Genomic DNA, 16,366 nt, shown 5'->3' with positions numbered 1-16,366 from the left:
CCCTCGTCCGCATCCCACAACCTACGGGCACTACCACCGGGAGGGCAAGCGGGCCAAAGCCTTTGAGCTGACATCCGGGCCCAGGTGAGGTGCGAAGAACCGCGGCATCGGCAAGGCAGTAGCCACCCTCACGGGGATGCTCACCCTGCCGCCGGTCCCTTCAGGAATCATGGCACTATTTGCCTCTGTTCCCGCGTCCGAGGGAGGGGGCGTGACTAGACTCATTGTCATGCCAGTCACACGCAATGTTGCCTGGGACGGCCGCCTCGAATCTTTTAAGGGCCCTGACACGGCACACTACGTGCTCACGGCAGCGGACCTGGCCAAGACCTGCGCCGCCTGCCGGGAACCGTTGAAGCCCGATGAGCCGCTCTCCTTGTTGGTGAACATCACGCAAAGCACCGCCCCGGACGGGACCGAATACTTCACCTTCATCGACAACGTCTGCCACCGCCGGTGCAGCGGGCCGGCACTGACCGTCAAGCACGTTGCCTGGCATCTCGAAGAGCTCTCCCCTCTGGCCGCGAGGGTCATCCTCACCCAGGCATCCGGTGCCGGTCGGATAAGAGTGGTCCCGGTGCTCGCCTACACCCTGGTCCCCGTCGTAACCTTCCGGGAAAACGGCGGGGAGCGGACCTCAGCGCTGGTCACCCTCCTGCTCTCGCATGGTTTTCAGCTGGCGATGAGCGCGGAATACGACGACCTCCTGGACCATGCTGGCCCGGTGGCCGCAGGCTGCAGCTTCACGGTGACACCCGAGGGCGTCCTACTGTTCAGCATTGATGGGGAAATCCTTTACCGTGACCAGCTCGAGCTTGACCCGGACAATCCCCATGACGCGCCCTGGCTCCAGGCAGCACGCACCGCGGCCTACATCCTTGTCATCAGCGGAGACAACCTGGATATCACCGAGGCAATCCTCGATATCCACGGCGCCGCCCGGCAGGGAACGCTGGTGATCGGCACCGTCCCACTCTTCGAGGGGCACTGAGACAAGAGGAACCACTTCCGGCTCATCTGCCAGTGGCCGCTCTCCCCCTACCGCCCCTATCCCTCGCATTCCCGGCAGAACTTCAGGCCGTTGGCTTCCCTGGCCAGCTGTGAACGGTGATGGACCAAAAAGCAGGATCCGCACGTAAACTCATCGGCCCTGACCGGAACGACGACAATATTGAGCTCTTCACCGGAAAGATCAGCACCTGGGAGTTCGATCCCTTCGGCCGTGTCGCTTTCATCCACGTCAATGGACGAGGGCTGCGCTGTCACCGCACGTGTTGGGTCCAGCCCCTCCAAAGACTCGGAAGCAGCGTCCTCCTCGCTTCGGCGAGGGGCATCATAATCAGTAGTTGCCATCGAACCTCCTTCATTCCGGGCCTGAAGTCCGCCGCCTGCGGCGTCAGCACCACACGGTGCTGGCTGTGGCCTTGCCGGTCCATGCAGCGGACGTGAACTTCGGACCTGGTGTTGCTTCATCGCTCACGCGTCATGCCCCACCTGGACACACTCGACAGCCCGCCCAGCCGGGACACGATAAAAACCCCTTCCGCCCCTGATCACCTTCAGAGTCTCGCCGTCGAGTGGGTTGTTAGTAGGAGATGAAGGCGACGAGTTCCCCGACGCGGTCCTCGGGGTAATTCCGGGCGATGTCGGCCTGGCTGAGCATCCCCACCAGGTGGTGCCCGCAGATCGGCAGGGATCCGACGTCCAGGTCCTTCATTTTCCGTGCAGCCTGTTCCAGGGTTTCGTTTTCGCCGACGCATTCAGCGCCGCCGGTCATGATCTCGCGTGCGGTGGTCATCGTATGCTCCTCTGTCCTGTTGGGTGGGTTGGTTCTAGTAGACCTCTCCGCGCCAGGCGCCGGTTTCGGTGCCTCTGGCTTCGATGAAGTCCTTGAAGCGGCCCAGGTCCGCCCTGACCTGCATGTTGTCGAACCCCAGCGCGGCCCCGGCCTTCTCGGTGAAGGTGTCCGGTGCCCGTTCCAACCGGACCCACACCGTGTCATCCCGGTCTTTAGCTGTGTGAAGGCCACGGCGCCGGCGTGCGACTCACCGTCGGTGCTGCGCCAGGCAATCCGCTCATCGGGGCGTTGTTCGATGATTTCGGTATCGAATTCCCGTTTCACCCCGCCGATGTTCACCACCCAGTGATTCGTCCGGTCGGTAAGCTGGCTGACCGAGTCCACCCCTGACATGAAATTGGGGAAAGACTCGAACTGTGTCCACTGGTCATACGCGGTGCGCACCGGGACCTCGACGTCAATGGTTTCTTCGACTGTTTGCATGCTCTCCTCCTGATGAAGGGGCGGGCTGCCAGAAGCGGACGTTGGCGGGAATTGGGCCCGGGTCCGATGGGCGTGTCCGCCACCGCCACCCGGGTCGGGTGCTTATTGGGGCAGCTCCATTTGGAAGCCGCAGGCGCAGCGCAGGACCCGTGTATGGAGATAGACCTCCAGCGCTCCTTGGGAGGTCTGCTCTGTCCGCACCTGCTCGGTGGTCACCGGGGCGTAGACGCTGCGCAGTTCGGAGCCGGCGGCGTGCATCGGTTCGCCGCAGTGAATGTATTCGGATCCGAACTGCAGTACCTCCGCAGCATGACGCGGCCCGGGCCGGTTCAGCACCGCGGCGGTCTGCGGGAAGGTGGCCGGGTGGCGGTAGTACTGACCGCATGCGGCGCAGGTGTAAGTGACATCAACCTTTCCCGGCGTACCGGTTGTCCATTCCTCGATGGAGTGGATGATCAGGTGCCTGTCGGTGTGGCACTCCGGACACTGCAGGTCCTCTCCGTCCGGCTGATGCGCGCCGGCCGGGAGGTGTGGATAGGAGATGGTCGACATCGACTGCTTCCTTTGAAAGGGAGGTTCCGCCCGTCTGCTGGAGCCTTACTCCCGGTTCAGGCTAGCCCCGGATCTGCGACCGGGGCAAGCATCTGCCGCTGGGACCGGCCCCGTACAGGCCATCGGATCGGCTGGCCTGGATCTCTCCGCTAGCCAGGCGCGCGACTGTCTCAACCGTTACCGATAATCAGGCCGCCGGGGTCTGTCAGATGGGTTTGTGGGACGGGAAAACAAGGGCCGTGGTGCCTGGACCCCTGTCACCCTTCTCCCTCGCCAGGGTTATGGGAGGATCCATGCATGAACGAGAGCCCGCTGCAGGGTGCGCCGTCCCCGGGCGGCGCAGGACACGCCCGCGCAGTGCACGCAGGTAATCACGGAACACTGTCCGCCCGGCAACTGCGGGCCGTCGGCCGCAGGCGCCGGGACGCCGAAAAGAAACTTGAACAGCACCAGCGGAACGCCCGGCATAAAGCTGAACCGGAAAACGGTGCGGACGACGCCCCGGCCCGGCAGTGGCAAGTGTGGGCAGGGTCCGGGGGTGCGACACGCAGGTAGCCTCGCTCGCATGCCTGTCACACGCAATGTCGCCTGGGACAGCCGTCTGGAATCCTTCAACGGCAGGGACACCACGCACTACGTGAGCACGGCCGCAGCCATCGCCACCACGTGCCCTGTTTGCCGGCACCCGCTGCAGCCCAACGAACCGCTGTCACTGAGCGTGGACATCACCGAAAGCACCGCACCGGACGGGACGGAGTACGTCACGTTCCGTGACTACGTCTGCCACCGGCACTGCAGCGCACCGGGTCTGACCGTGCACACGGCGCCGTGGAGACCGGCGGATCTGACGCCTCTCGCAGCCCGGCTGGTCCTCACACAAACGGCCGGCGCCGGCAATCCCGGGATCGTTGTCCCGGCCCTGGCGTACACGCTGGTCCCGGTCGTATCCTTCCGTGAACCGGGCGGGGAACTGACCTCCGCCCTGGTGTCGATGCTGCTCTCCCACGGCTTCCAGTTGGCCCTGAGCCCGGATTACACCGCCATCCTGGAACAGGCAGCCGATGTGGCGGCAAGCTGCCGCCTGACCGCGACCAGGACCGGGTTTATCACTCTGGATATTGGCGGGGAAACCATCTATTCCGAACAGCTTGACCCGATGAAGCCAGACGATGCCCAATGGCTGGAGCAGGCGGCAGCCCAAGGCAGCGTCCTGGTCATCGCAGGGGACAACCTGGTCATCACCGACAGGGTCTTGGACGTGGACGCAGCCGTAGTGCTGGCACCCTGGTCATCGGGAAGGTCCCCGTCCGCTCATGACAGGAGTCCGCCCGCCAGCTCGTTCAGCGGGCCCGGCGGGCACGACAAGAGCAACTACAGGGTCCGGGCCATCAAAGCCGAAGCAGCAGCTGACCAGCTGCATGCCCGCGGCCAGCTATTGCTGGGGGCTGTCCTTGAGGAATTTGTGGATGGCCCTCAGCGCGGAGAGCGCACAGGTATTTACCGTGTCGGTTGGGATGTTCAGGTGCACGGCCAGTTCGCTTACCGGGATCTTGCGATAATGCAGCGCCACCAGTACCTCACGCTGTTCCCGGTCCAGCCTCGTCAGCGCTTCCTCGATCAGGTCACGTTTCAAGGAGCCTTCGACCTGCCCGGCCGCTTCCGAACCGGTCCCGTTGGGTTTCGCGGCATTGGGTGGACATTTCGATTTCCCTTGGACCATGGAACCCAGTCTGCCCCCGCCTTCTAAAATCCCGGCGGACCTCCCCCACATTGAGCGCATCGCGCCCGAAGCCCTCCGCAGTCTCATCGCGCATTGCGGACGGCTTGGACGTTCCCGGGGATGAGCCGTTGCACTTCACGTTCACGGCCCTGGGAAGAAAAGAGAAGGGCCGCCGGTGGTCCGGCGGGAGGACCAGGGGCGGGGGCTGGTTTTGGGACAAGCGCCACCGAAGCCGGTTCCTCAACCTCAAACGGATCAATAAATCTAACCGGCTCCATCACAACGTCCCCCGTGTTCATGGTTTGTTCTTTCTACCATGAACTGGTCCCGTCTATCGCCGGACCACTCCGGAAAAATCAAGTTCGTTTTACCTCGGCACGCCTAGAGCGATCTCACCAGCGGAGTCACGACCGCCCTCAGCGAAGGGCTGAGACGTCTCATATCCCTAGGGTTGCGAGACGTCCCGTAGTGAACGACTTCCCCGTACCAACCTAGGTGCCGAAGTGCCCTCAACTGCCAGGACCAGGTCGTCCTTAGACGGGAAGTGCCGGTAGAAGGTCGACTTGCCAGCCCGGACAGCTCAGCTCTTGACGCCCACATTCCGGATACTGCCCCGGGAGAACAGTTCGTACGCGCTATTAAGGATATGTTCCGTAACACCAAGCCGGGCCCCGATGGATGGCCCGGCAGCGGATCGACGTGCCAAGCCCCGCGCACCGGTCACGGTACGGAAGTCTTCGGTCCGCGGTGCTCTGGCCCTGCTCAGGTGGTGTGGCGGGCTTTGTCCAGAATGAAGTCACGGTCCTCCTGTGACAACAGCGAGCCGCCGTGCAGGTCCCGGTCTGCCGGTTTGTCGATTTCCTTGCAGATACGGGCGACGATCGTGCGCGGCAGGATCGCGGATCCTGGGTTCTCAGTGAGCCATTGCTGCGTGGAGGGGCTGAGCCTGTCCCAGTTCCCTCTGATGTCCATCTCCATTGATGTTGCCTTCCTGGGCTTGGCATGCACGGCGCCACTACCGGCGGGTGGATCGCGCCCAGCTTACGTCCAACGAATGGTTTGGGAAAGAGAGATGAGGGGGTCATGGAAGGAACGGGTAGGGCAAACGTGGAGCGGATTGACCCTGGTGGAGGGCCGATGTGTGGGGGTACCTGATGTGTGGGGGCATTGGCTTCATAGGGTTCGTCGGGTATTTCCTTGGGGACGGCGAAAGGATCGGACAACTGGCCGAAACGGTGACTCCTCGACCAGTCTGCCGGGCCCGGCAAATGCACCCCCCTGTAGCGCCTGGCCCGGCGGGAACCATGCCCCTTGCCGGCAGAAGTCCGGGTTACGGCGCGCCCGATGGTCGGAAAAGCCGCATGGAGCTGTCAGGCGGCTAACGGGGGTTGGGGAAAACTACTGTCATTGCTATTACTGTCAGCCGGTGCGGTCACGGGGATTATGAGGCCAAGCAGAAGGAATGCGCGCCCGCCCGGCCCGCGGCTGGCCAGGGCTCGGACAGAGGGACGCGACGTGGGCCGACCAAGGCAGACGTCCTGCGTCCTTGGAACCGAAGTGGCGGTAGAAGGTCGACTTGGCCACACCGTATAGGGCGATCAGTTCATCGACGCAGACGTCCCGGATCCCCCGGCGTGAAAACAGCTCGAGGGCCACCTGCAGGATCCGCTCCGCGGGCCCGGGCCAAGCCGTGGTCGCTACCGCGGATCCGGCCAATGAGTGGTTGGATGAACGGTCCATGATACGAGCATCCTATGCCCAGCAGAGGTGGTTCTGGATCACGCCGCCGTCTCTGTGGTCCTGACTCAGGTTGAGATACTCAATGCCGCTCGGATCATGCCGGGTTGGCGGTGGTGTCCTCTGTACCGGGCTGTGCTGGGAACCGACGTCCAGTCCACATCAGGGAGTTCGTCGAGGGTCACGGGGTGGTTCGGAGCCAGATGAGGGCTTCTTCTTCATCCGTGAAGTATTCGGTTGGGCACTTGGGTGGCGCCAGTCGCAGAAGGGTGTGGGCGATGACGCGGTCGACCGGTGTACTGCCGAGGATGGCGAACGCCGTGACGGCGGCTGCTTCACAATAAAGGCTGATTGCTGTCCGACTGACGGAGCCGACGCCGCTGACCTGTAGCAGCACGGCTCCGGGCTTTCCTCCGGTGAGCGCCAGCAGTTCTGCACCTGTCCGGATACAGTCATCGTCGGTGATGCGGGTGTTGGGCCGCAGGATGATCCGGGCTACTCCCGGACTTACGCGGTCGACGGAGAAGTCTGAGTAGCTCTCGGTAAGAAGCAGATCCGGCGAGAGCCTGGTCCGGGCTTTGGGAGGAGTCCGGGACAGGATTGTGGGCTCCGGAAGCGGCACCCGGTTTTCGGTGAGAGGCTGAACTGTTGTCATTGACTCCCCCAAGTCATTGCGTCACCTGCAGCATCGCCGCCGGCTGGATCGTCCCGGCCACGTGGCGGCTGGGTTTCCCGTCAGGCTATATCGAAAACGGTGGCTCGTCGAGCAACTGGCTATCAGTGCGGGAGGAGCAGCCCTGGTCTGGATCAGCGGTACAGGAGGAACGATCCACAACAAACCCCGCTGCAGCGTTTTACACACAGCCTCAATGCCGTCCACGACTTCCTTAATAGTCGTGAACCTCGGTGAGACGGCCACGACTGTTCCATCTGCTGCAGTCAGCCGAAAAAGGAGTGTCCCCTCGCCATCTTGGATGATTTCGAACGTGCCAGCCACCACCGTTGTCTCCCTGCTTGGGCATCGTTGCCTCGGACCATTGAGTCACGGAGTGGCGGATGCAAGTGGTGCTTGCAACACCGGATTTATTTGTTGGGTTCGAGACTAGCTCGGTGAGGACTTCTGCGGGCGTTCGGTAGCCGTGTCGTTTGCGTGGCCGGCGGTTGAGTTCCGCGGCGACGCTTTCCAGGATTCCGGGTCCGTGGAAGGACAGGTCGGTGCTTTTCGGGAAGTACTCGCGGAGAGTGCTGCCAGTCAGGACAGACAAAAGGAGGTGGGTTCCCGTGGACGTCGAGATGACCGGCGACGCTGCTGGCGCGGACGGTCCAACGGCTGCCCCTCAGCAGTGGTACGCCGCTACGCCCGCAGTGGCGGCCCTGGCTCGCAGGACCGGGCGGGCTTCTGCAGTTTCAGCTCAAGCAGCTGATCGGCGGGATCCTCGCTCAGCCGGACCTCGATCCTGGCATACGTCTGGCGCTGCTCCGGCACCTGTCCCAGAACCCCGGGCATCCGAGCAGGCTCTGCGCGCCCACCTCTGCTGCGTCCAGGAGCCGGAGGATCTGCCACCGTTCAGGGCCTGCCGGAAACCTACGATGCAGTCCTCTGGTTCGTAGTCTGCCTTTCCGGCGGCGCGGCTGGCCCCTGTCCCGGGGATGTTTTTGCCGGGGAAGAGCAGCCGCGGCTGTTCCAGGAGACGAACCAGTTCTGCACCTTGGTCGCGGCGTAAAATTGGAAGCGGCCGGCGGCGGACGGCCGCTGGTGTCCCCATGCCAGCCGGCACCCAGCTCCGTCGTCGGTCCTAAGAATCCCGCCGCTGTTGACTCTTGTGTCAGGGGAGCGGTGGGCCCTAGGTTGGACACCAGCGGAGGAGGACTTCCGCCTCCGCCGCCACTACGGTGTGTGCGGTGAGATGATGACTTCCCAAAGGGGCAGCGGGCATGGCGACAGGTACTGTGAAATGGTTCAACACGGAAAAAGGCTTTGGTTTCATCGCCCCTGATGACGGATCAGCAGATGTCTTTGCCCATTACTCGGCGATCGCGTCCAGCGGATACCGCTCCCTGGAGGAGAACCAAAAGGTCCAGTTCGACGTAGTTCAGGGTCAGAAGGGCCCCCAAGCGGAGAACATCAACCCGCTGTAACCTCCCGCGCCGCTGATCGGACGGGACTGTACGATCACCAACGCCTCCAGGGTCGCGACTGCATCCAGTGAGGATTCATTGGGGCGCTCTTTTGCGGGGCAGGGGGTTTGGGAAGGACCGGGAAACCCCGTTATTTCCTAGGCAGACGCTGGCAGGCTTTGGACATCTGGTCGAGGGAGGCCGCGAATCCCGTCCAGACGGCCGGTCCTGTCAGGTAGTCCATCGGGGACTGGGTGGAGCCCAAAGCCGCGGCGAGCTGCCACTTCTGTGGCCGGGACGGCAGGAGGCCCCAGTGAGCATTCAACGACAGAACGCCACGGTTCAGACGCGCGCCATTTCCGCGTTCTGGCGGTGGTGGTCAGCAGAAGGCGTCGGGCTCCTCAGCGGCGCCGTCACGACAGGTGACTACCGGGACCTTCCGGACATGCTCGATGGCATGGTCAAGGCAATCGGCCCGGGGCTCGGCTGGGAGACCGGACCGGGCGTGCGTGCACGGCACCAGTTCTGCGTCTCAGGCGGTGGGGACCCGGGACTGCGGGTCCTGGCCGAACGGTGGCGGCGGGCCGCTCCGCCGTCGACGCCGATGTGGGAATTCGCCGGAGCCAGGCAGCCGCAACCCGGCATGCTCGCCGTCACCATCGAAGCTGCCGGGAAGCCGATCAATCTTGGCCTGGCCCGGGTTTCAGTGACCCTGGACGAGGAACGGGCCCGGGCCCACGTCAGCCTCCACCACCCGGCCTTCACCGCGCTGAGCCCCGGCTACCAGTACCAGCTCTCCTGCCTGCTGCTGGATTGGCTGCTCGGAGAAGACCACGTCCAGGGATGGATCGGCACCATCAACGCCGCCGAGACCGAACCCCCGGACAGCCTGCCGGCAACAGACCTTCCCGAGATCATCAACGCCATGACGGCCCGGCACGCGCGCATCGGCTGGCCACTGAAGGACGCCGGAACAGACCGCGCACGATCATCAGAGCCTTGCGTCCTCTCCGGTGGATCGACCACCCTCTGCTGGACCTGCACACAGCCCTCGAAGTCGGTTACCCGCAGACTCGCCCGACGGGCTACCGGACTACGACGAAGCGATAGACCTGCACTGGCTCGAAGAGGACCTGGCAGCAGCCCTTGGACCCGGGGCCTGCTGGTCGCTACCCAGACATCAAATGGCCGGCGTGTCCTGCACTACTACACCGACCCTGAAGACCAGAACGGCCGGGACACCATGGACCGCTTCGCGGGAACCCGGCCCGATGTCGAAGTGACCCACACCCACGACCCCGGATGGACTCTGATCAGCCCACTCACATGACCGCAGGTCCCAAACGCAGGAAATGTCCGTGTTTCTTGTTCTAATTCCCGCCAGCGGACAGATGTCCGTCGAAGGTGATCTCGAAAGCGTTTAGGGCGGCCTTCCAGCGGTTGCTCCAGCGTTTACGGCCTTTACAGGCACGGCCCAGGCTCGTGATCGCCAGGAGAGAGAGTGCGTGCACCGGACCCCACCAGGAACAGTTCTCAATTATCCGGTGCCCGCCCAGAAGCAGTGGACCGTGGCCGGCGGCACCGGGACGCCGAAATGAAGCTTGAACAGCACCAGCAGGACGCCCGGCGCAAAGCCGACCCGAAGACCGGTCCGGAAGACCGAGTAAGGCATGAGTAGCGGGTCCGGTGCATCATCCGCTTTCACGCCCTGTCGGGCGTTTTGGTTCAGTTATTAGTCGCCTGGCCATTCGCCTGTCATCCGCTCGAAGAGGCGTGCGCCTCCCCGATCGATGATTGCCTTGACGAGGGCGTAGATCGCGCCCTGAATGACGCTGGAAATGAGGATTTCCTTCAGCGGGTACCCGGTGCTGAGGGCTTTGGGGGCTTCGTCCCGGTCACTGGGAGAGACCCGTTTCCACACCTGTCTGTACACCTGAGCTGCAATGAGCCCGCCGACCAGACCGGATATTAGACCGACGGGGCGGTAGAGGATTTTCGCTGACTTGCTGGTCTGTTTCTGGGACACGGTGTCCTCCAAGAGGTACTGGAGCTTCCTGCCGGTGTTTTCAAAGCTACTCCGCGGGGGCATCAGGCGTAACCCGTACCCGGCCCAGTCTGGATAGATGAGGGATTCCCGAGAAAGGGTGACATGGCCGGAATTCAGCGTTAGATTCGGGCTAAGCAGGTGTGCTGCTGCAAACGTGTGCACCGGAGGAGCGCCAAGAACGTGTAGCCGCGACCTAGCCGGCGGTTGCCCCGTCGTTCGAAGGAAACGGGCTCGACTGACCGGAGTGGCTGAATGGAGCCGAGAGCTCTTCGGGAACCCCGGGGGGCCGGGAGTAATGATCGATTAGAGGAGATCTGATGGACGATCCCGCGAAATCCAACGACGCGAAAGAGCAGCCGGTGGCGGAGCTGCTCACCCAACTCTCGCAACAGACCTCCCGGCTGGTCCGCGATGAGCTGCGCCTCGCCCAGGCCGAACTCAAGGAAAAGGGCAGGCACGCCGGACGGGGTGCCGGGCTTTTCGGCGCGGCAGGGTTTCTGGCCTTTTTCGGCGCCGCGGCCCTGATCACCACGATCATCCTGGCCCTGTCCCTGCTCCTGCCGGCCTGGCTAAGCGCCCTAATCGTTTCCGTCGTGCTGTTGATTGCAGCAGGCATCGCGGCACTGGTCGGGAAGAAGGAAGTCAACCAGGTGGGCCCCCCGGCACCGGAGGCGACGGTTAAGAACGTGAAGCGCGATATCAACGAAGTCAAGGAGCACAGACACGCATGAGCACTCCGATCACACCCCAGAACCCGGCCGCACCCCCGAGCCCGGAACCACCGAAGGATGCCGGACCTGAGGAGATTCAGCGTGATATCGAGCGTACCCGCGAGGAGCTGGGGGACACCGTGGAAGCCCTGGCAGCCAAGCTTGACTTCAAGGCGCAGGCCAGGAACAAGGCTGATGCCGTCAAGGCACGCGCCGGCAGCGCCGCTGCCGCTGCCCGAAAGCAGGTGACGGACACCGCGGCCTTGGCAAGCGGGCGGCTCAGCGAAATATCGCGCAAAGCATCAGAGAACGTTCCCAAGGACGGTACGCAACGGACGCAGCTGATGGTGGCCGCGTCCGGTATTGCAGCAGCGGTAATCGTCCCCCTGATATGGCGCGCCTGCACGCGGTCCTCAAGACCTTCCCAGTGATCGGCGGCCAATAGGCCCAGAACGGCACCGGCGATGGCCCTAAGAACGCCGGTGAGTCACCGGTGCTCTTGCGGTTCTACTGGGATTGGTGCTTGGTAAGTGGCGTCGAAGATCTGGCGGGACGTTGCGCCCGTCCCTCCAGGTCCGTGCCGGCGGGAATGAGGTGGTCCGCCTAGGTAGTGGACGAGGTGGCGGCAGGATCGTTGGGGATCATTCCGCTGACAGGTGCCGGGTCCGGTGCAGGCTCGACAGAGGCTTCCGAGACAGGCGGTTCCCCGCCTGGGCGCAGGGTGCGCCGGAGTGCGGCACCGCAGAGCGCCGCGGCTGCCACGATTCCGGCAATCAACCACGGCTTCCGGGATGGCCGGCCAGAGGGGGTCAGCTCTGCGCTCAGGTCCGGGGCGGGAGGGGTGGTCTTCTGGGTGATCTGCGTGATCCGCTCGTGAACGCGGGGAGTGACAGCGTCCACTCCGCCGGCCAGCTCGTCCGCAATAGTGCGCAGGCTGGCCTGTATCCGCGGAGATGCGGCCTCCAGGCCGCTGTCGATCCCGGTCAGTGCCCGATGTAAGGCGGCTTCAATTCCGGGGGTGGCCCACTCCCTGCCCTTGGTCAGCCGGGTGCGGAGGTTTTCCTGGAGATGATGGGTCCGGGCGGTGGGGACGGTGGCTTGTGATGTACGCACTGGTTACTCCATATGGGGTGTGGGGATGTCAACGCAAAAGCTAAGGGGTCCTCCGCAAAACCAGTGTTGTTTTGCAGAGATGTGGCAGGCGGGCGCCGAACGATTGCGGTACTGGACGTGGCTGGGAGGGATCCCTTGCGGGCACCGGTGCCGGCCGGGGCCGGGCCCGGTGCCGCGGGATCGCGTTCTGCTGTTATCGGCGGGTTTCGCCGGTGTCGGTATCGGTATCGATGTTTTCTTTGCGGACTTCCTCCTGGACGGTGACATCATCGGTCACGGTGTCTTTGTCGAGGCGGACGCGTTCGACCGGGACGGTTTCCTTCTCCACCACGGGGCGTTCCTCATGCAGGGTGACCTCGTGTTCGTCCTCGGTGATGTCCGGGCCGGACATCGCCGCGCCGCGGTTCTCCTCAGTGATCGGTTCGCGTTCGAGCCTGACTTCCTCCCGCTGCACCGGAACTGTCTGGCTGACGTTTTCGGTGGTGACATATTTGCGCAGCCGCGCCCTGCCGGCGGCCTGCTTCTCGGTGTCGACCCGCAGTCGCTCCTCCGAACGGGTCATCGCATCATCGGCACCGCGGGCGGAGGTGTCCCTGTCCGTCGTTCCGATCGTTTCCCTTGACATGTCAGTGTCGGTGTAGGTGGTGCCTCCGCCCATGCCGTAGTGGGCGTAGAGACGCTCTTCCTCGCCGGGTTCCAGGTGGCCGTCCTCGGCGACCCGCGGGGCGTCCTTGACCTGGTCCTTGGTGTACGGGACGAGGATGTCGTTGCCTTCGACGCGTGCGCCCTCGAGCGGGACGAACGACTCGGAGGTGCCGAACAGCCCGGTCTTGACCGTGACGAAGGTGGGCTCGCCGCTGTTGTCGTCGGCGTAGACCTGGCCGATGGAACCGATCTTGTCCCCGTCGGTAGTCAGGACGTTACCGCCGGCATTAAGCACACGGTCAATGTGTTCCCTGCTGAACATGATGTCTCTCCTTCGATCTGGTTGTGGGTGGTGTTGATTCAGGTGTTGGGTTCTATAAGTAAGGCGGAGGCGCAGGCGTCGGTGACTGCGCCAGCGCCGGCGGGAGCGCCGCCGGCGTGAGGCTTGACCTCACGGCTTTTAGATTCGGGGCAAGAGAGGCGCCGAACCCGCGACCGAGACCCGTCGGGCGGCCTTCAACAGTTATCTCATAAGTATACTTACTATCCTCCGGGTGTGGTGGTTACGATGGAATTGTTAGCCGCCGGCGGCCAGCCGGCGCGCGCGAACCGTAGGGAGAGACACCATGGGTTTGGATGACAAGATTAAGAACGCCGCCGACAAGCTGGGCGGCAAGGGCAAAGAAGCCGCCGGCGAGGCTAGCGGCGATGAGAGCCTGAAGGCCGAGGGTAAAGGTGACCAGGCAAAGTCGGACCTGAAGCAGGCCGGGGAAAAGGTCAAGGACGTCTTCAAGAAGGACTGACCGCGTTTGACCGCCTGCACAAAAGAATGACGATCCATACTGGATGGGTGCAACCCCGCGGGGGAGTTGCACCCTTTCCTTCGTCCCCTACGGATTTCCCGTGCCTCGGGGTACATTGCAGTCCTCCTGATACGGGTCTCTTGCCATGGAGATGACGGCCGGTGCAGGTTACGGGACCTGGCTGTTCCGTGGTCATTGCCGCGGGCTCGACCCGCCGGATTTGTCTGTGTCGTCAGTGTGCTGCTCGCGGAGCTCGCGGCCGCGCTGGATGTCTTCCTCTTCCTGCTTGTGGAGTTTGTCGCTCTTCTTCGTGCCGCGGGGTGGCAGTTGGATGCTTTCCTCGGCTTCGATGCCTGACTGGAGTTCCCGGCCGCGCTCCATCTCGGCGTCGAATTCGGCTCCGAACAGTAGCGACATGTTCAGGATCCAAAGCCACAGGAGCATGACGATCACGCCGCCGATGGCCCCGTAGGTCTTGTTGTAGTTGCTGAAGTTGGCAACGTAGAAGCCAAAGCCCAGTGAGGCCAGCACGAAGGCCACCAGGGCGATGAAGGACCCGATGCTCATCCAGCGGAACTTCGGCTGCCGGACGTTAGGGGTGGCGTAGTAGAGGATGGCGATGACCACAATGACCAGCAGGATGATGACCGGCCATTTGGCGATGTTCCAGACGGTAAGGAATACCCCGCCCAGTCCCAGGACGCCGCCGACCGCTTCGGCGACAGGGCCGCTGAGCACCAGCATGGCCGCGAGCAGCGCCACGATGACCACGGCAAGCACCGTCACGCCGAGCATGGTTCCGCGAAGCTTGATGAACCCGCGGCCCTCATCGACTTCATAGACCCGGTTCATGGCCCGGCCGAATCCGTTCACGTAGCCCGACGCGGACCACAGGGCCATTGCCAGGCCGATGACCAGGGTGAAGCCTGCCGCCGGTGATGTGGTGAGTTCCTGGATCGGTCCTTTAATCATGTCCACTGTGGATCCGGGCGCCACGCCCTGCACGATTTCCAAGAGGGCTGCCGTGGTTTTTTCCGCCTGGCCAAAGATGCCGAGCAGCGACACCAGTGCGAGCAGCGCCGGGAAAAGCGAGAAGATGGCGTAATACGTCAGCGCCGCGGCGAGGTCGGGGCACTGGTCCTGGCTGAATTCCCGGAGTGTTTTCTTGGCGATGTACTTCCAGGACGGCTTGGTCAGATCCGTGGGGCTGTCGGGTTTGCGTCCGTCATCCGGGGCAGGCGCTGTGGACGCCTTTTCCCTGCTGGTATCAGGGGCTTCTTTCTCGGGCACGCAACGCGTCCTTTCCGGCAGGAGACGCTTACCGTTAAATAATAAGCGAGCTTTCTATTCTTAAGGAGTCCCCGGGGTGAGACCGCCGTGCTGAAACGTAAACGTAAGTGTGCTGGTCACATGGCCGGAACCCTCCGGGAAGTCGGGAAAACTGTTGGGCGGCTGGACCGGACCTTGGTCGAGCGCGTCAGCCATCTCCCGCCCAGCAGCGCCGACGGTGCGGTTCAGGGGTTGTCTTGGGCCGCAAGTTACAGCAAGCTCTGGTTTGCGGTAGCAGGGGCGATGGCGCTGCGAAACGGCCGGCCACGGCGGGCTGCTGCCCATGGCCTGACCGCGCTTGCTCTCGCTTCGGGCACGAACGCGGTGTTCAAGGCACTGCTGCCGTCCCGGCCGCGACCCGAGCAATTATCGTTCCGGCGATTCGGGCCTCCGGAGTCCGGCAGTTCCTCCCTGCCGTCGGGTCATTCGGCGTCCGCGGCGGCTTTTGCCACCGGTGTCGCCCTGGTGAGTCCGGGACTGGGCGCCGCCGTCATTCCCGTCGCCGCGGGCGTCGCGTATTCCCCCGTCCACACCGGCGCGCACTGGCCCTCCGATGTCGTCCTGGGCTCCACACTGGGTATCGGCGCAGCGTTGCTGACCAAGAGTTGGCGGCCGGGGCTCCAGTCATGCAGAGGAGCCGCCCTTATGCATTGGCGACAGTCGAGACCTGACAGATGAGGCAGGTCCTAAAGACCTCACCCGACGCCGGCCTTCGGCAGTGAAGCGCCTCACAGCTTCTTCACCTCACCACAGACAACTGGCCAAATCACGTGGAGCATATCCGGGCGGCCACCGTGGGCCATGCTCAACCCGGGATGTTCCTCGGATCGCTGCCGTGGCTGTCCTTCTCTGCGATCTTTCCGTCCTGGTTTTTGATGATGGGTTCAGCACCGTGCCGACTCGCCGCTGCCCGGCCTTCGGCGATGGCTTCGTCCTTGTCGAGGCGCCGGCGGAAAATGCCCGGTCCGTTCCTTCGCGGCGGTTCTTCCACTGGCGGTCTTCGATATAGGTCTCGATGTCCCCCTTTGACATTGAACTGCCTTCTATCGCGGATCACTTCCACCCGCCACGCTGCACAACCTCTCTCGACCTCTCCACGCCGAAGACTGTTCAGCCTGTTGTAGTGCGCGCTGCAGCACGTCAGCACGTCGAGCCTGGGTGCGGAGGCAGCGGCAGCGTGAAGACGGCGTGCCTTCATCCAGTATTCCCTTCGCTCCCGGGCTGAAGACCCGGCCTGCTGCAGCCTTGAGAACTTGGCCCGGCTTATTGTGCGGCGGCGGTTATCGCTCCCTCAAACGAAGGAATTCGACA

Annotated in this window: 23 protein-coding genes and 3 pseudogenes; 9 read left to right on the top strand and 17 right to left on the bottom strand. The window is 63.5% G+C overall.

The window, feature by feature from the left end; translation table 11 throughout:
- Positions 1-229: 229 nt before the first annotated feature.
- On the top strand, positions 230-991 hold the full coding sequence (locus tag QFZ23_RS10600; protein ID WP_306922764.1) for a hypothetical protein: 762 nt from the start codon (positions 230-232) through the stop codon (positions 989-991).
- 56 nt (positions 992-1,047) lie between these two features.
- On the opposite strand, the gene QFZ23_RS10595 is transcribed toward QFZ23_RS10600, so the two are convergent.
- The 5 genes and pseudogenes from QFZ23_RS10595 to QFZ23_RS10580 form a co-directional block, all read right to left on the bottom strand.
- Positions 1,048-1,353, bottom strand: a complete 306-nt coding sequence (locus tag QFZ23_RS10595; RefSeq protein WP_306922762.1) for a DUF4193 domain-containing protein — start codon at positions 1,351-1,353, stop codon at positions 1,048-1,050.
- 232 nt (positions 1,354-1,585) lie between these two features.
- Positions 1,586-1,798, bottom strand: a complete 213-nt coding sequence (locus QFZ23_RS10590; RefSeq protein ID WP_306922761.1) for a CBS domain-containing protein — start codon at positions 1,796-1,798, stop codon at positions 1,586-1,588.
- 34 nt (positions 1,799-1,832) lie between these two features.
- A complete protein-coding gene (locus QFZ23_RS10585) occupies positions 1,833-1,982 on the bottom strand; it encodes a hypothetical protein (protein ID WP_306922759.1) in 150 nt (49 codons plus the stop codon).
- 26 nt (positions 1,983-2,008) lie between these two features.
- Positions 2,009-2,281, bottom strand: a pseudogene (locus QFZ23_RS23715) (SRPBCC family protein); the annotation flags it as partial.
- Between the two features lie 102 nt (positions 2,282-2,383).
- Positions 2,384-2,833, bottom strand: a complete 450-nt coding sequence (locus QFZ23_RS10580; RefSeq protein WP_306922758.1) for a hypothetical protein — start codon at positions 2,831-2,833, stop codon at positions 2,384-2,386.
- Positions 2,834-3,130: 297 nt separating this feature from the next.
- On the opposite strand from QFZ23_RS10580, the gene QFZ23_RS10575 reads away from it, so the two are divergent.
- Positions 3,131-3,388 carry a hypothetical protein gene (locus QFZ23_RS10575; protein WP_306922757.1) on the top strand — a complete coding sequence of 86 codons (258 nt, stop codon included), beginning with the start codon at positions 3,131-3,133 and terminating at the stop codon, positions 3,386-3,388.
- Between the two features lie 10 nt (positions 3,389-3,398).
- Positions 3,399-4,580 carry a hypothetical protein gene (locus QFZ23_RS10570; RefSeq protein ID WP_306922755.1) on the top strand — a complete coding sequence of 394 codons (1,182 nt, stop codon included), beginning with the start codon at positions 3,399-3,401 and terminating at the stop codon, positions 4,578-4,580.
- Between the two features lie 418 nt (positions 4,581-4,998).
- Here QFZ23_RS10570 and QFZ23_RS10565 read toward each other — a convergent pair.
- The 6 genes and pseudogenes from QFZ23_RS10565 to QFZ23_RS10540 form a co-directional block, all read right to left on the bottom strand.
- Positions 4,999-5,121, bottom strand: a pseudogene (locus tag QFZ23_RS10565) (TetR/AcrR family transcriptional regulator); the annotation flags it as partial.
- Positions 5,122-5,315: 194 nt separating this feature from the next.
- Positions 5,316-5,531, bottom strand: a complete 216-nt coding sequence (locus QFZ23_RS10560; protein WP_306922753.1) for a hypothetical protein — start codon at positions 5,529-5,531, stop codon at positions 5,316-5,318.
- A 441-nt stretch (positions 5,532-5,972) separates the two neighbouring features.
- Positions 5,973-6,293: a TetR/AcrR family transcriptional regulator gene (locus QFZ23_RS23710; protein WP_373427869.1), complete on the bottom strand. Its 321-nt coding sequence runs from the start codon at positions 6,291-6,293 to the stop codon at positions 5,973-5,975.
- 178 nt (positions 6,294-6,471) lie between these two features.
- The gene (locus tag QFZ23_RS10550) at positions 6,472-6,945 is read right to left on the bottom strand and encodes a DUF7793 family protein (RefSeq protein ID WP_306922751.1); all 474 of its coding nucleotides are present in this window, start codon (positions 6,943-6,945) and stop codon (positions 6,472-6,474) included.
- A 406-nt stretch (positions 6,946-7,351) separates the two neighbouring features.
- Positions 7,352-7,543: pseudogene (locus tag QFZ23_RS23850) on the bottom strand (IS30 family transposase); the annotation flags it as partial.
- 101 nt (positions 7,544-7,644) lie between these two features.
- On the bottom strand, positions 7,645-7,797 hold the full coding sequence (locus tag QFZ23_RS10540; protein ID WP_306922749.1) for a hypothetical protein: 153 nt from the start codon (positions 7,795-7,797) through the stop codon (positions 7,645-7,647).
- A 428-nt stretch (positions 7,798-8,225) separates the two neighbouring features.
- Here QFZ23_RS10540 and QFZ23_RS10535 point away from each other — a divergent pair, with 428 nt between their 5' ends.
- Both QFZ23_RS10535 and QFZ23_RS10530 read left to right on the top strand, forming a co-directional pair.
- The gene (locus QFZ23_RS10535; protein ID WP_306922747.1) at positions 8,226-8,429 is read left to right on the top strand and encodes a cold-shock protein; all 204 of its coding nucleotides are present in this window, start codon (positions 8,226-8,228) and stop codon (positions 8,427-8,429) included.
- 292 nt (positions 8,430-8,721) lie between these two features.
- Positions 8,722-9,738 (top strand): hypothetical protein, encoded by a 1,017-nt coding sequence (locus tag QFZ23_RS10530; RefSeq protein ID WP_306922746.1) that lies wholly within the window; start codon positions 8,722-8,724, stop codon positions 9,736-9,738.
- Between the two features lie 207 nt (positions 9,739-9,945).
- Here QFZ23_RS10530 and QFZ23_RS10525 read toward each other — a convergent pair whose 3' ends face one another.
- The gene (locus QFZ23_RS10525; protein WP_306922745.1) at positions 9,946-10,113 is read right to left on the bottom strand and encodes a hypothetical protein; all 168 of its coding nucleotides are present in this window, start codon (positions 10,111-10,113) and stop codon (positions 9,946-9,948) included.
- Positions 10,114-10,140: 27 nt separating this feature from the next.
- Positions 10,141-10,434, bottom strand: a complete 294-nt coding sequence (locus QFZ23_RS10520) for a DUF4235 domain-containing protein (RefSeq protein ID WP_306922743.1) — start codon at positions 10,432-10,434, stop codon at positions 10,141-10,143.
- A gap of 338 nt (positions 10,435-10,772) precedes the next feature.
- Here QFZ23_RS10520 and QFZ23_RS10515 point away from each other — a divergent pair, with 338 nt between their 5' ends.
- Positions 10,773-11,186: a phage holin family protein gene (locus QFZ23_RS10515; RefSeq protein ID WP_306922741.1), complete on the top strand. Its 414-nt coding sequence runs from the start codon at positions 10,773-10,775 to the stop codon at positions 11,184-11,186.
- Entirely contained in the window at positions 11,183-11,596 is a 414-nt protein-coding gene (locus tag QFZ23_RS10510) for a DUF3618 domain-containing protein (RefSeq protein WP_306922739.1), read from the top strand. Before QFZ23_RS10515 ends, QFZ23_RS10510 begins: the two co-directional genes overlap by 4 nt.
- Positions 11,597-11,768: 172 nt before the next feature.
- Here QFZ23_RS10510 and QFZ23_RS10505 read toward each other — a convergent pair whose 3' ends face one another.
- Together QFZ23_RS10505 and QFZ23_RS10500 are read right to left on the bottom strand one after the other, a co-directional pair.
- Positions 11,769-12,278, bottom strand: coding sequence for a hypothetical protein (locus tag QFZ23_RS10505; RefSeq protein WP_306922738.1), 510 nt, complete (start codon positions 12,276-12,278; stop codon positions 11,769-11,771).
- A gap of 193 nt (positions 12,279-12,471) precedes the next feature.
- Positions 12,472-13,245, bottom strand: a complete 774-nt coding sequence (locus tag QFZ23_RS10500; protein ID WP_306922736.1) for a PRC and DUF2382 domain-containing protein — start codon at positions 13,243-13,245, stop codon at positions 12,472-12,474.
- A gap of 304 nt (positions 13,246-13,549) precedes the next feature.
- Between QFZ23_RS10500 and QFZ23_RS10495 the strand changes: the two genes are divergently transcribed.
- Complete coding sequence (locus tag QFZ23_RS10495; protein ID WP_306922734.1) at positions 13,550-13,726, top strand: CsbD family protein; 177 nt, start codon at positions 13,550-13,552, stop codon at positions 13,724-13,726.
- A 192-nt stretch (positions 13,727-13,918) separates the two neighbouring features.
- On the opposite strand, the gene QFZ23_RS10490 is transcribed toward QFZ23_RS10495, so the two are convergent.
- The gene (locus QFZ23_RS10490) at positions 13,919-15,016 is read right to left on the bottom strand and encodes a YihY/virulence factor BrkB family protein (RefSeq protein ID WP_306922732.1); all 1,098 of its coding nucleotides are present in this window, start codon (positions 15,014-15,016) and stop codon (positions 13,919-13,921) included.
- Positions 15,017-15,136: 120 nt separating this feature from the next.
- On the opposite strand from QFZ23_RS10490, the gene QFZ23_RS10485 reads away from it, so the two are divergent.
- Positions 15,137-15,733, top strand: a complete 597-nt coding sequence (locus tag QFZ23_RS10485; protein WP_306922730.1) for a phosphatase PAP2 family protein — start codon at positions 15,137-15,139, stop codon at positions 15,731-15,733.
- 127 nt (positions 15,734-15,860) lie between these two features.
- Here QFZ23_RS10485 and QFZ23_RS10480 read toward each other — a convergent pair whose 3' ends face one another.
- A complete protein-coding gene (locus QFZ23_RS10480; protein ID WP_306922729.1) occupies positions 15,861-16,046 on the bottom strand; it encodes a DUF2188 domain-containing protein in 186 nt (61 codons plus the stop codon).
- Between the last annotated feature and the right edge of the window lie 320 nt (positions 16,047-16,366).

Source organism: Arthrobacter globiformis (genome assembly GCF_030818015.1).
GTDB classification, from domain to species: Bacteria; Actinomycetota; Actinomycetes; order Actinomycetales; family Micrococcaceae; genus Arthrobacter; species Arthrobacter globiformis_C.
The sequence above is the reverse complement of the archived record's forward strand: the minus strand, read 5'-3'. Positions and strand labels throughout refer to the sequence as shown.

What these genes read in the sequence shown, in the direction of transcription:
- QFZ23_RS10600 (WP_306922764.1), top strand. Translation starts at nt 230, where the DNA reads ATGCCAGTCACACGCAATGTTGCCTGGGACGGCCGCCTCGAATCTTTT.
- QFZ23_RS10595 (WP_306922762.1), bottom strand. Translation starts at nt 1,353, where the DNA reads ATGGCAACTACTGATTATGATGCCCCTCGCCGAAGCGAGGAGGACGCT.
- QFZ23_RS10590 (WP_306922761.1), bottom strand. Translation starts at nt 1,798, where the DNA reads ATGACCACCGCACGCGAGATCATGACCGGCGGCGCTGAATGCGTCGGC.
- QFZ23_RS10580 (WP_306922758.1), bottom strand. Translation starts at nt 2,833, where the DNA reads ATGTCGACCATCTCCTATCCACACCTCCCGGCCGGCGCGCATCAGCCG.
- QFZ23_RS10575 (WP_306922757.1), top strand. Translation starts at nt 3,131, where the DNA reads ATGAACGAGAGCCCGCTGCAGGGTGCGCCGTCCCCGGGCGGCGCAGGA.
- QFZ23_RS10570 (WP_306922755.1), top strand. Translation starts at nt 3,399, where the DNA reads ATGCCTGTCACACGCAATGTCGCCTGGGACAGCCGTCTGGAATCCTTC.
- QFZ23_RS10560 (WP_306922753.1), bottom strand. Translation starts at nt 5,531, where the DNA reads ATGGAGATGGACATCAGAGGGAACTGGGACAGGCTCAGCCCCTCCACG.
- QFZ23_RS23710 (WP_373427869.1), bottom strand. Translation starts at nt 6,293, where the DNA reads ATGGACCGTTCATCCAACCACTCATTGGCCGGATCCGCGGTAGCGACC.
- QFZ23_RS10550 (WP_306922751.1), bottom strand. Translation starts at nt 6,945, where the DNA reads ATGACAACAGTTCAGCCTCTCACCGAAAACCGGGTGCCGCTTCCGGAG.
- QFZ23_RS10540 (WP_306922749.1), bottom strand. Translation starts at nt 7,797, where the DNA reads ATGCCCGGGGTTCTGGGACAGGTGCCGGAGCAGCGCCAGACGTATGCC.
- QFZ23_RS10535 (WP_306922747.1), top strand. Translation starts at nt 8,226, where the DNA reads ATGGCGACAGGTACTGTGAAATGGTTCAACACGGAAAAAGGCTTTGGT.
- QFZ23_RS10515 (WP_306922741.1), top strand. Translation starts at nt 10,773, where the DNA reads ATGGACGATCCCGCGAAATCCAACGACGCGAAAGAGCAGCCGGTGGCG.
- QFZ23_RS10510 (WP_306922739.1), top strand. Translation starts at nt 11,183, where the DNA reads ATGAGCACTCCGATCACACCCCAGAACCCGGCCGCACCCCCGAGCCCG.
- QFZ23_RS10500 (WP_306922736.1), bottom strand. Translation starts at nt 13,245, where the DNA reads ATGTTCAGCAGGGAACACATTGACCGTGTGCTTAATGCCGGCGGTAAC.
- QFZ23_RS10495 (WP_306922734.1), top strand. Translation starts at nt 13,550, where the DNA reads ATGGGTTTGGATGACAAGATTAAGAACGCCGCCGACAAGCTGGGCGGC.
- QFZ23_RS10485 (WP_306922730.1), top strand. Translation starts at nt 15,137, where the DNA reads ATGGCCGGAACCCTCCGGGAAGTCGGGAAAACTGTTGGGCGGCTGGAC.